An 11521-nucleotide genomic window follows, 5' to 3' on the forward strand; every position below is an offset into this window, starting at 1 on the left:
CCCGCTGCTCGGGCTGGAACTGGGCCGTGAGCTGACGGCGCTGTGGACCGAACTGGCGGCCGAGGGCGGCCCCGCCGCCGACGAGGCGGAGGAACTGGACTCCGCCCGCGCCCGCGACCAGCGAGGATGACCTGACCTCACGAAGAGCCGCCGAGGTCACCTGGTCGTCACCTAGTGGAGGCAGAACTCGTTCCCCTCCGGGTCCGCCATCACGATCCAGCTCCCGGAGGGCTCCTCCACCCGCCGCAGCACACGGGAGCCGAGCGCCTCGAGCCGGGCCGACTCCTCGTCACGGCGGTCCCCAGCGGGGTGCAGGTCCAGGTGGAGGCGGTTCTTGACCGTCTTCTCCTCGGGCACCCGCTGGAACAGCAGCCGCCGCCCGCGCCCGGTCCCGCTCTCCTCCTCGTAGGGGTCGTCGGGGTGCCGGACGGCGGCCAGGTCGCGCCAGGCGCGGCGGCCGTGCGACTCGACGGTGAGCGCCTCGGGGACGGCGCCCGCGGCGAGCAGCTTCTCGATGAGCGCGCTGTGGTCCTCGACCGCGTAGTGCAGGGCGGCGGCCCAGAAGTCCGCCTGGGCGTGCGGGTCGGCCGCGTCGACGACGACCTTCCAGTGCACGGGCGTAACCGGCGTAGGTGTCTGCGTCATACGCCCGTTATAGGGGACGGCACCGACAACGCCGTCCCGCCGCACGCTACGGCTTGGCCTCCAGCGCCCCCGCGGTCTCCGCCCCCGCGGTCTCCGCCTCGCTCGGCGGCGCGGTGGCCGGGGCGGCGGCCGGCACGGCCCCTCCGGCGCCCGGCGTGACGGTGGTGTCGCCCGCACCGGCGCGGCGCCCGGACAACGCGCGGGCGGCGCGGCGGGCGGTGCGCAGGGCGTCCCAGGTGAGCAGGGTGAGCGCCAGCCACACCAGTGCGAAACCGGCCCAGCGCTCCGGCGGCATGGCCTCCTTGAAGTAGAGGATGCCGAGCAGGAACTGGAAGACCGGCGCCAGGTACTGGAGCAGCCCCAGCGTGGACAGCGGCACGCGGATCGCCGCGGCGCCGAAGCAGACGAGGGGGAGCGCGGTGACGATGCCGGTCGCGGCGAGCAGCAGCGCGTGCCCCGCGCCCTCGGCGCCGAAGGTCGACTCGCCCTGCGCGCCCAGCCACACCAGGTAGCCGAGGGCGGGCAGGAACTGGATCGCGGTCTCGGCGGCGAGCGACTCGATGCCGCCGAGGTTGACCTTCTTCTTGACCAGCCCGTACGTCGCGAAGGAGAAGGCGAGGCACAGGGAGATCCACGGCGGCCGGCCGTAGCCGACGGTGAGGACGACGACCGCGAGGGCGCCGATCCCGACGGCGGCCCACTGGGCGGGCCGCAGGCGTTCCTTCAGCAGCAGGACGCCCATGGCTATGGTGACCAGCGGGTTGATGAAGTAGCCGAGGGACGCCTCGACGACGTGCCCGGAGTTCACCGACCAGATGTAGACGCCCCAGTTGACGGTGATGACGGCCGCGGCGACCGTGATCAGCGCCAGCCTGCGGGGCTGCCGCACCAGCTCGCCGATCCACGCCCAGCGGCGCACGACGGCCAGCGCGGCGGCGACGAAGACCAGCGACCACACCATCCGGTGGGCGAGGATCTCCACCGCGCCCGCCGGCTTGAGCAGGGGCCAGAACAGGGGGACGAGCCCCCACATCCCGTACGCCGCGAAGCCGTTCAGCAGTCCAGTGCGCCGCTCTGCGGCCGGCTTCCCGGTCACGGGCCCCTCCTTCATGTTCCACGCGTCCCGTAGTCGTCCGGGGGACCGCCGACGCGCGCGCGGACCCACCCGGACGACGGTAACGCCGCACACCCCCACGTGTCATGTCCGTACCGGCATACGGTCATGACGGTGGGGGTGGCGGCCCGCAGGGTGCTCGGGGGTACCCCCGGAGCGGGGCGTTCCCGCCGGCGGGGACCCGGGTCAGTCCTTGAGCGCGGCGGTGACGGCCTCGGCGAGCGGGGTGGTCGGACGGCCGGCCAGCCGGGACAGGTCACCGCTGTCGACCACCAGCTGACCCTCGGCGATCGCCGCGTCCACGCCCGCGAACATGGCCGCCATCGGCTCGGGCAGCCCGGCGCCGACCAGGATGCCGGTCAGCTGCTCGGGCGTGACCGGGTTGTAGGTGATCTCCCGGCCGGTCTGCCGGCTCAGCTCGGCCGCGTACTCGGCGAAGCTCCACGCCTCGTCGCCGCCCAGCTCGTACGTCGCGTTCTCGTGCCCCTCGCCGGTCAGGACGGCGACGGCGGCGGCCGCGTAGTCGGCCCGGGAGGCGGAGGAGATCCGGCCCTCGCCCGCGGCGGCGACCACCGCGTCGTGCTCCAGCACCGGGGCCAAATTCTCGGTGTAGTTCTCGTGGTACCAGCCGTTGCGCAGCAGCACGTACGGCACGCCCGAGTCGAGCAGCGCCCGCTCCGTGCCGCGGTGGTCGTCGGCGAGCGTGGCGGTCAGTGTGGCGGGGGCGCTGGTGTAGGCGAGCAGGGCGACACCGGCCGCCTTGGCCGCGTCGATGACGAGGGAGTGCTGCCGCACCCTGCCCTTGTCGAACTCGTTGCCCGAGATCAGCAGGACCTTGTCGCCGGCCGCGAACAGGCCGTCGAAGGTCTCGGGCGCGTTGTAGTCGGCGACCGCGACCCGTACCCCGCGCGCAGCGAGGTCCGCCACCTTCTCCGGGCTGCGTACGACGGCCGTGACCTGCTCGGCCGGGACCTTCTCCAGCAACTGCTCCACCACATGACGGCCGAGCTTCCCGCTGGCTCCGGTGACGACGATGCTCATGATGCGACCACTCCTCAGAGGTGCGTGTGTGCACTAACCATACGACGGGCGCTAACTTTTGGAAAGTGATCTCGTCCCGTCGCGATCCACGACTTCGCCTGAGCCGGCTCGCCGCCCGCACGGAAGGGGTCCGGAACCCGCACGCGAAAGGACCCCGGCATCCACGCGGATGCCGGGGCCCTTTTGCGTCGGTGCTCAGCCGACGACGGTCCAGGTGTCCCCGCCGGCGAGGAGTGCGGCGAGGTCGCCCTTGCCGTGCTGGTCGACGGCGGTGTCGAGCTGGTCGGCCATGAGGGTGTCGTAGACCGGCCGGTCCACCGAGCGGAACACCCCGATGGGGGTGTGGTGCAGGGTGTCGGGGTCGGCGAGCCGGGACAGGGCGAACGCGGTCGTCGGGGACGCGGTGTGGGCGTCGTGGACGAGGATGTCCGCCTCGTTGTCCGGTGTGACCGCGACGACCTTCAGGTCGCCGGTGGCGGGGTCGCGGACGACGCCCTTGGAACCGTCGGTGCCGAAGCGGACGGGCTGTCCGTGTTCCAGGCGGATGACCGCTTCCTGGGCCCGCTGCTTGTCCTTGAGGACCTCGAACGCGCCGTCGTTGAAGATGTTGCAGTTCTGGTAGATCTCCACCAGGGCCGTGCCGGGGTGGTCGGCGGCCTGGCGCAGCACCTCGGTGAGGTGTTTGCGGTCGGAGTCCACGGTGCGGGCGACGAAGGACGCCTCCGCGCCGATCGCCAGGGACACCGGGTTGAAGGGCGCGTCCAGGGAGCCCATCGGGGTCGACTTGGTGATCTTCCCGACCTCGGAGGTCGGGGAGTACTGGCCCTTGGTCAGTCCGTAGATGCGGTTGTTGAACAGCAGGATCTTGAGGTTGACGTTGCGGCGCAGGGCGTGGATGAGGTGGTTGCCGCCGATGGAGAGGGCGTCGCCGTCGCCGGTGACGACCCAGACGGACAGGTCACGGCGGCTGGTGGCGAGGCCGGTGGCGATGGCGGGGGCGCGGCCGTGGATGGAGTGCATCCCGTAGGTGTTCATGTAGTACGGGAAGCGGGAGGAGCAGCCGATGCCGGAGACGAACACGATGTTCTCCCGGGCCAGGCCCAGTTCCGGCATGAAGCCCTGCACGGCGGCCAGCACGGCGTAGTCACCGCAGCCGGGGCACCAGCGCACCTCCTGGTCGGACTTGAAGTCCTTCATCGTCTGCTTGCCCTCGGCCTTGGGCACGAGCTGGAGCAGCGTGTCGGCGTCAGTCATCGATGGCCTCCTTCAGCGCCGCGGCGAGCTGCTCCGCCTTGAACGGCATGCCGTTGACCTGGTTGTAGGAGCGGGCGTCGACCAGGTACTTCGCCCTGATGAGCGTGGCGAGCTGCCCGAGGTTCATCTCGGGGACCACCACCGTGTCGTATCCGCGCAGGACCTCGCCGAGGTTGCGGGGGAAGGGGTTGAGGTGGCGCAGGTGGGCCTGCGCGATCCGGCCGCCCTCCTTGCGGATGCGGCGCACGGCCGCGGTGATCGGCCCGTACGTCGATCCCCAGCCCAGCACCAGGGTCCTGGCGCCGTCCGGGTCGTCGACGTCGAGGTCGGGGACGTCGATGCCGTCGACCTTCGCCTGGCGGGTGCGGACCATGAAGTCGTGGTTGGCCGGGTCGTAGGAGATGTTCCCGGTGCCGTCCTGCTTCTCGATGCCGCCGATGCGGTGTTCCAGGCCGGGTGTGCCGGGGATGGCCCAGGGGCGGGCCAGGGTGTGCGGGTCGCGCTTGTACGGCCAGAACACCTCCGCGCCGTCGGCGGTCGTGTGGTTCGGGCCCTGCGCGAACTGCACCGTCAGATCGGGCAGCTCCTCCAGCTCCGGGATCCGCCACGGCTCGCTGCCGTTGGCCAGATAGCCGTCGGACAGCAGGAACACCGGGGTGCGGTAGACCAGCGCGATCCGCGCCGCCTCGAGGGCGGCGTCGAAGCAGTCCGCCGGGGTGCGCGGCGCGACGACGGGGACCGGCGCCTCGCCGTTGCGGCCGTACATCGCCTGCAGCAGATCCGCCTGCTCCGTCTTGGTCGGCAGTCCCGTCGACGGGCCGCCGCGCTGGATGTCCACCACCAGCAGCGGCAGCTCCAGCGACACCGCGAGCCCGATCGTCTCGCTCTTGAGCGCCACGCCCGGCCCGGACGTCGTCGTCACCGCCAGCGATCCGCCGAACGCGGCACCGAGCGCCGCGCCGATCCCGGCGATCTCGTCCTCCGCCTGGAAGGTGCGCACGCCGAAGTTCTTGTGCTTGCTCAGTTCGTGCAGGATGTCCGAGGCCGGTGTGATCGGGTACGAGCCGAGGAACAGCGGCAGGTCCGCCTGACGCGAGGCGGCGATCAGGCCGTAGGCCAGGGCCAGGTTCCCGGAGATGTTGCGGTAGGTGCCGGGCGGGAACGCCGTTGCCGCCGGCGCCACCTCGTAGGAGACGGCGAAGTCCTCCGTGGTCTCCCCGAAGTTCCAGCCCGCCCGGAACGCCGCGATGTTCGCCGCCGCGATGTCCGGCTTCTTCGCGAACTTCGCCCGCAGGAACTTCTCCGTGCCCTCGGTCGGCCGGTGATACATCCACGACAGCAGACCCAGCGCGAACATGTTCTTGCTGCGCTCGGCGTCCCTGCGCGGCAGGCCGGACTCCTTCAGCGCCTCCAGGGTGAGGGTCGTCAGCGGCACCGGGTGCACCTGGTAGCCGTCCAGCGACCCGTCCTCCAACGGAGACGTGTCGTAGCCGACCTTCGCCATCGCCCGCTTGGTGAACTCGTCGGTGTTGACGATGATCTCCGCGCCGCGCGGCAGATCGCCGATGTTCGCCTTCAACGCGGCCGGGTTCATCGCCACCAGCACGTTCGGCGCGTCACCCGGGGTGAGGATGTCGTGGTCGGCGAAGTGCAGCTGGAACGACGACACCCCCGGCAGCGTGCCGGCCGGGGCACGGATCTCGGCGGGGAAGTTCGGCAGTGTGGAGAGGTCGTTGCCGAACGACGCGGTCTCCGAGGTGAAACGGTCACCGGTGAGCTGCATCCCGTCACCCGAGTCCCCCGCGAACCTGATGATCACTCGGTCGAGCCGGCGGACATCTTTCGCCCCCGCCGCTGTGCGCTGCTCCCCTACGACTGTTCCGTCGGTCTGCTCCGCTGGGCTGCTGACCTGGCTGGTCACTGAACTGGACCTCCTCGAGGCGGCTGTCCGGGACGGCCTTCCCGCAGGCCTTCCCCGCATAAACCCTACGACCGTGAGGGGGGCCCACCATGAAACATTCGAGGGAAGGAACCAGATGGTGGACCCGGCGCCGGGACGCGCGCCGCCGTCCCCTCAGGAGTTCAAGTACGTCAGCACCGCCAGGACCCGCCGGTGGTCGCCGTCGCTCGGGGACAGCCCCAGCTTCAGGAAGATGTTGCTGACGTGCTTCTCCACCGCGCCGTCGCTCACCACCAGCTGCCGGGCGATCGCCGAGTTCGTCCGCCCCTCCGCCATCAGCCCCAGCACCTCGCGCTCGCGCGGGGTGAGCCCCGCCAGCACGTCCTGCTTACGGCTGCGGCCCAGCAACTGCGCCACCACCTCCGGGTCCAGCGCCGTGCCGCCCTGCGCCACCCGGACCACCGCGTCCACGAACTCGCGCACCTCGGCCACCCGGTCCTTCAGCAGATAGCCGACGCCCCGGCTGGAGCCGGCCAGCAGCTCGGTCGCGTACCGCTCCTCCACGTACTGCGACAGCACCAGCACCCCGACACCCGGATGGCTCTTGCGGAGCTGCACCGCGGCCCGCACGCCCTCGTCGGTGTGCGTCGGCGGCATCCGCACGTCGGCCACCACCACGTCCGGCAGCTGGCCCTCCCGGGCCAGGTCGTCGACCGTGCTGATCAGCGCGTCCCCGTCGCCGACCCCGGCCACCACCTCGTGCCCCCGGTCGGTCAGCAGCCGCGTCAGGCCCTCCCGCAGCAGCACCGAATCCTCGGCGATGACCACCCGCACCCTGTCCTCCACGTCCTCGTCCCCCCGGAACCCGGCTCCGGGCCCGCCCTTGTGGCGGGCCCGGTCGTCGGGTCCAGCATTCCAGCAATCCGCGGGAGGACGGGCCGGGGCGACGCGATCCGGGGTGTCGCCTGCCGTCTGCCGTCTGCCGTCTGCCGTCTGCCGCATGTCGGCGGCCGTCTGCCTCGGCCCCGCCCGCCGGACCGCTCACCTCACCCCGCGGTCATCGCGTCCGCTCCACCCGCCACGGCAGCTCCGCGGTCACCCGGGTCGGGCCGCCGGCCGGCGAGTCCACCACGAGGATCCCGTCCACCGCGTCCAGCCGCTCCGTCAGACCCGCCAGCCCGGAACCGCGCGACCGGTCCGCGCCTCCCACGCCGTTGTCCACCACCTGGAGCATCAGCCGGTCCTCGGACCGCCACACCTCCACGGCCGCCCAGCTCGCCCGGCTGTGCTTGGCGACGTTCTGCAGCAGCTCGGAGACCGTGAAGTAGGCGATGCCCTCGATCGCCGGCGCCGGCCGCTCCGACAGGTCCACCTCCACCTGCACCGGCACCGTGCAGCGCGCGGCGACCGCGGAGAGCGCCGCGTCCAGGCCACGGTCGGTGAGGACCGCCGGGTGGATGCCGCGCGCCAGGTCCCGCAGCTCCTGCAGGACCGTCTTCACCTCGCCGTGCGCCTCGTCCACCATCCGCGCCGCGGCCTGCGGGTCCTCCCGCAGCTTCTCCTTCGCCAGACCCAGGTCCATCGCCAGGCTCACCAGCCGGGCCTGTGCCCCGTCGTGCAGGTCCCGCTCGATGCGGCGCAGGTCCGCCGCCGCCGTGTCCACCACGACCCCCCGGTCCGACTCCAGCTCCACCACCCGCGTCGCCAGCCGCGACGGGCCCAGCAGCCCGTGCACCATCAGCCGGTCCACCGTCGTCAGCGCCCGCACGATCCACGGTGTGGCCAGCGTGAACAGCAGACCCACGCCCGCCGTCACCGCGATCTCGAACGGGTTGTCCAGGTAGATCGCGCGGTGCTCGTCGCCGTACAGCTGGATGCCGTCCTGGCCCGCGTAGAGCGGCAGCACCCAGAACCACAGCGGGTACGTCAGCAGCGACCAGCCCACCGACCAGAAGGTGACCGTCACCGTGAAGGAGAGGACCGCCCAGGGCAGCTGAAGCACCGAGTACAGCAGCGCCCGCCAGGACGTGCCGCTCTTCAGCACCGCCCCGACCCACCCCATGAACCCCTGCCGCCTCAGCCGCAGCGGCTCCGGCTCGCCCACGTCCAGGCCCAGCAGCCCGCGCGCCCGCGCCCGCTCCACCGAACCGAAGCCCCGGCACCCGGCGAGCGCCGCCGCCAGCACCGGCACCCCGAGGAACGTCACCATCAGGCCCGCGCCCAGCGACACCATCGTGACCGCGTAGGTGAACAGCAGGATGCTGATCGGCAGGCTCAGCAGCACGTAGGCCAGCTCCCGCCAGGCGCGCCCCTCGACCGGCGCCCGCAGCGCCGCCGGCATCCGGTGCCGCCGTCCCTCCACGCCCCGCGCGTGTCCGGGCCCGGTGGGGAGCCCGTAGCCCTGTCCGTACTCCGTGGCCATCGGCTTCGTCCTTCTCCTCGTCCGGCGGCTGTGCTGTCGTACATCCAGGGTGCTGCGCCGCAGGTCGGCGGGGAATGAAGGCCGTCGCAGTCTTCGGCGGGGGGTTTTCCCTACCTGCGGCCGCGGGCCGGCGCCCCTCTGCCCGGCGCCTTCCCGGCCGGGGTGCCGGAGCGGTCGCGCCACGGCAGCTCGGCCGTCACCGTCGTCGGACCGCCCTCCGGGGAGTCCACGACGAACAGCCCGTCCACCGCGCCCAGCCGCTCGGCCAGACCCCGCATGCCCGTGCCGCCGTCGAGGCTCGCCCCGCCCACGCCGTCGTCCCGCACCTGGAGGAACAGCCGGTTGTCCGACCGCCACACCTCCACCGTCGCCGCATGCGCCCGGCTGTGCTTGCTGACGTTCTGGAGCAGCTCGGAGACCGTGAAGTAGGCGATGCCCTCGATCGCGGGCGCCGGCCGCTCCTCCAGGTCGACGGTGACCGTCACCGGTACCGTGCAGCGCGCGGAGACCGACGACAGGGCCGCGTCCAGGCCGCGGTCGGTGAGGACCGCCGGGTGGATGCCGCGCGCCAGGTCCCGCAGCTCCTGAAGGGCCAGCTTCACCTCGCCGTGCGCCTCCTCGACCATCGACGCCGCCGCGTCCGGGTCCTCCAGCAGCTTCTCCTTGGCCAGGCCCAGACCCATCGCCAGATTCACCAGCCGCGCCTGTGCCCCGTCGTGCAGGTCCCGCTCGATACGGCGCAGGTCCGCCGCCGCCGTGTCCACCACGACGCCCCGGTCCGACTCCAGCTCGGCTATGCGCCGCTCCAGCTCGTCCGACGGCGAGAGCAGACCCCGCACCATCGCCCGGTCCACGTCGGCCATCGCCCGCACCACGAACGCGAGCACCGGCCACAGCACGAACAGCCCGGTCAGCGTGACGGTGAAGGTGAGGATGCCCCACGGCAGACGTATCAGCATGAAGAGGAACGTCCGCCAGCCGACCGGGTCCTTGACCGCCTGCCACAGCCCCGGCCAGAACCCGCCGGACCGCCGCCACGGCAGCGGGCTCGGCTCGTCCACCCGCACCCCGAGCATCGCCCTCGCGCGCGCCCGCTCCAGCCGGCCCAGCACCCGCGCCCCCGTCAGCCCGAGCGCGAGCAGCGGCAGACCGATCACCGTGACCGTCAGCCCCGCCCCGACGGACAGGGCGGTCACCGCGTAGACGAAGCCGACGATCGACACCGGGAGATTCGTCAGGAGATGCGCCATCTCCTTCCACGTGTGCGAGTCGTAGGCGAAGCGGGCCGGCGGCGGGCGGTCGCCCGGTCCGGCCGGCTGCGGGATCGGTTCGGTCATGGGCCTAGCCTGCCCGGCGCCCGGGTGCCCGCGCCATGAGGAGGACCGCCAAGCTGAACTGAGGAAAACCCCACCCCCGCGTGCCAAGCCCCGACGGGCTGCTTACCGTGCCTTTATCAGGGCCTAGACTCCCGTGCGTACAGATCGTCGGACCGTGGCGTTCGACGTTCACCGGCACGGAGCAAGGGCAGGGCACAGGCGGGAACGCCTGGTCGCCGATCTGAGGAGTGAGGGGCGGACGTGCGGGAAACGACCGTCGTCGCGGCGGACTACTTCCGGTCCTACTCGGTCGTCGGACTGCTCGCCGTCGTCGGCCTGCTGTTCGTCGCCGTCGCCTTCGGCGCGGGCCGCCTGCTGCGGCCGGTGGTGCCGACGCCGGAGAAGCTCCTGACGTACGAGTGCGGAGTCGACCCGGTCGGCGAGGGCTGGGCCCACACCCAGGTCCGCTACTACGTGTACGCCTTCCTCTACGTGATCTTCGCCGTCGACTCGATCTTCCTCTTCCCCTGGGCGACCGTCTTCGCCGCCGACGGCTACGGCGCGACCACCCTCGTGGAGATGTTCGTCTTCCTCGGCTTCCTCGCCGTGGGCCTGCTGTACGCCTACAAGAAGGGCGTCCTGACATGGACGTGAACCCTGCCGCCCCCGAGCCGGTGCTGCTGCCGGAACCCGCACGTCCCTCCGGCGAAGGCACGGCGAGGCTCGGCGCGCTCGCCCGGCTCGCCCCCGAGCCGATGAAGGTGGTCCTCAACTGGGGCCGCCGCTACTCGCTGTGGGTGTTCAACTTCGGCCTCGCCTGCTGCGCGATCGAGTTCATCGCCGCGTCGATGGCCCGGCACGACTTCATCCGCCTCGGCGTCATCCCGTTCGCCCCGGGACCCCGCCAGGCCGACCTGATGGTCGTCTCCGGCACGGTCACCGACAAGATGGCGCCCGCGGTCAAACGCCTGTACGAGCAGATGCCCGAGCCGAAGTACGTCATCTCCTTCGGCGCGTGCAGCAACTGCGGCGGCCCCTACTGGGACTCCTACTCCGTCACCAAGGGCGTCGACCAGATCATCCCCGTCGACGTCTACGTCCCCGGCTGCCCGCCCCGGCCCGAGGCGCTGCTCCAGGGCATCCTCAAGCTGCAGGAGAAGATCGCCCGCGAGTCGCTCGGGGAGCGGTACGGGTCCGCGTCCGGCGCGGGGCGTCCCTCGGCGGCGGCGCTGCAGAGCGGACTCGTCCCGCCGCCAGTGCCGAAGGACGCGGCGAACGACGCGGCGAACGACGCGACCAAGGGTGAGGGGGAGGCCGGATGACCGCCGTCGGCTGGCTCCCCGCGGACGTCGAGGACCTGTTCGGCGCGCAGGCCACGGCGGAGGAGGCGTACGAGGTCCTCACCGTCGACGTGCCGTCCGACGCCTGGATCCCCGCCCTCGAAGCCGCCCGAGACCGCCTCGGCTGCACCTTCTTCGACTGGCTGAGCGCGGTCGACGAGCCCGGCACCGGCTTCCGCGTCGCCGCCCACGTCGCCGCCCTCTCCCCGGTACGGCGGCTGCTGCTTCGCACCACCGTGCCGCACGAGGCCCCCGTCCTGCCGTCGGCCGTGGACGTCTACGCGGGCGCGGCCTGGCACGAGCGCGAGACCCACGAGATGTTCGGCGTCGACTTCACCGGACACCCCGGCCTCGACCACCTGCTGCTGCCGGAGAACTTCGAGGGGCACCCGCTGCGCAAGGACTTCGTCCTTGCGGCCCGGGTCGCCCCTCGAAGTTCTCCGGCAGCAGCAGGTGGTCGAGGCCGGGGTGTCCGGTGAAGTCGACGCC

General features: G+C 72.1%; 10 protein-coding genes and 1 pseudogene. 3 read left to right on the forward strand and 8 right to left on the reverse strand.

The window, feature by feature from the left end:
- Positions 1 to 171: 171 nt before the first annotated feature.
- The 8 genes from CCN29_RS30890 to CCN29_RS30925 all read right to left on the reverse strand — a co-directional run bounded on the left by CCN29_RS30890 (position 172) and on the right by CCN29_RS30925 (position 9713).
- Positions 172 to 645: a VOC family protein gene (locus CCN29_RS30890; RefSeq protein ID WP_086685820.1), complete on the reverse strand. Its 474-nt coding sequence runs from the start codon at positions 643 to 645 to the stop codon at positions 172 to 174.
- A gap of 46 nt (positions 646 to 691) precedes the next feature.
- Positions 692 to 1741 (reverse strand): EamA family transporter RarD, encoded by a 1050-nt coding sequence (gene rarD / locus CCN29_RS30895; RefSeq protein WP_006133088.1) that lies wholly within the window; start codon positions 1739 to 1741, stop codon positions 692 to 694.
- A gap of 204 nt (positions 1742 to 1945) precedes the next feature.
- On the reverse strand, positions 1946 to 2800 hold the full coding sequence (locus CCN29_RS30900; protein ID WP_031062880.1) for an SDR family oxidoreductase: 855 nt from the start codon (positions 2798 to 2800) through the stop codon (positions 1946 to 1948).
- 195 nt (positions 2801 to 2995) lie between these two features.
- The gene (locus CCN29_RS30905; protein WP_006133084.1) at positions 2996 to 4054 is read right to left on the reverse strand and encodes a 2-oxoacid:ferredoxin oxidoreductase subunit beta; all 1059 of its coding nucleotides are present in this window, start codon (positions 4052 to 4054) and stop codon (positions 2996 to 2998) included.
- The gene (locus CCN29_RS30910) at positions 4047 to 5975 is read right to left on the reverse strand and encodes a 2-oxoacid:acceptor oxidoreductase subunit alpha (protein WP_039987566.1); all 1929 of its coding nucleotides are present in this window, start codon (positions 5973 to 5975) and stop codon (positions 4047 to 4049) included. The genes CCN29_RS30905 and CCN29_RS30910 overlap by 8 nt, the downstream gene beginning before the upstream one ends.
- Positions 5976 to 6128: 153 nt before the next feature.
- The gene (locus CCN29_RS30915) at positions 6129 to 6788 is read right to left on the reverse strand and encodes a response regulator transcription factor (protein WP_006133081.1); all 660 of its coding nucleotides are present in this window, start codon (positions 6786 to 6788) and stop codon (positions 6129 to 6131) included.
- A 223-nt stretch (positions 6789 to 7011) separates the two neighbouring features.
- Positions 7012 to 8376, reverse strand: a complete 1365-nt coding sequence (locus CCN29_RS30920) for a sensor histidine kinase (RefSeq protein WP_086685822.1) — start codon at positions 8374 to 8376, stop codon at positions 7012 to 7014.
- Positions 8377 to 8486: 110 nt separating this feature from the next.
- The gene (locus tag CCN29_RS30925; RefSeq protein ID WP_006133078.1) at positions 8487 to 9713 is read right to left on the reverse strand and encodes a sensor histidine kinase; all 1227 of its coding nucleotides are present in this window, start codon (positions 9711 to 9713) and stop codon (positions 8487 to 8489) included.
- A gap of 240 nt (positions 9714 to 9953) precedes the next feature.
- On the opposite strand from CCN29_RS30925, the gene CCN29_RS30930 reads away from it, so the two are divergent.
- The 3 genes and pseudogenes from CCN29_RS30930 to CCN29_RS30940 form a co-directional block, all read left to right on the forward strand.
- A complete protein-coding gene (locus CCN29_RS30930; RefSeq protein ID WP_031062874.1) occupies positions 9954 to 10346 on the forward strand; it encodes an NADH-quinone oxidoreductase subunit A in 393 nt (130 codons plus the stop codon).
- On the forward strand, positions 10337 to 11014 hold the full coding sequence (locus CCN29_RS30935; RefSeq protein WP_086685823.1) for an NADH-quinone oxidoreductase subunit B: 678 nt from the start codon (positions 10337 to 10339) through the stop codon (positions 11012 to 11014). The genes CCN29_RS30930 and CCN29_RS30935 overlap by 10 nt, the downstream gene beginning before the upstream one ends.
- Positions 11011 to 11460, forward strand: a pseudogene (locus CCN29_RS30940) (NADH-quinone oxidoreductase subunit C); the annotation flags it as partial. The gene CCN29_RS30935 and the pseudogene CCN29_RS30940, both read left to right, overlap by 4 nt.
- Positions 11461 to 11521 lie beyond the last annotated feature (61 nt).

Source organism: Streptomyces pseudogriseolus, assembly GCA_002154585.1.
GTDB classification, from domain to species: Bacteria; Actinomycetota; Actinomycetes; order Streptomycetales; family Streptomycetaceae; genus Streptomyces; species Streptomyces pseudogriseolus.

Excerpts from the sequence above, each read along its gene's own strand:
- CCN29_RS30890 (WP_086685820.1), bottom strand. The coding sequence starts at position 645 with ATGACGCAGACACCTACGCCGGTTACGCCCGTGCACTGGAAGGTCGTC.
- CCN29_RS30900 (WP_031062880.1), bottom strand. The coding sequence starts at position 2,800 with ATGAGCATCGTCGTCACCGGAGCCAGCGGGAAGCTCGGCCGTCATGTG.
- CCN29_RS30905 (WP_006133084.1), bottom strand. The coding sequence starts at position 4,054 with ATGACTGACGCCGACACGCTGCTCCAGCTCGTGCCCAAGGCCGAGGGC.
- CCN29_RS30920 (WP_086685822.1), bottom strand. The coding sequence starts at position 8,376 with ATGGCCACGGAGTACGGACAGGGCTACGGGCTCCCCACCGGGCCCGGA.
- CCN29_RS30925 (WP_006133078.1), bottom strand. The coding sequence starts at position 9,713 with ATGACCGAACCGATCCCGCAGCCGGCCGGACCGGGCGACCGCCCGCCG.
- CCN29_RS30935 (WP_086685823.1), top strand. The coding sequence starts at position 10,337 with ATGGACGTGAACCCTGCCGCCCCCGAGCCGGTGCTGCTGCCGGAACCC.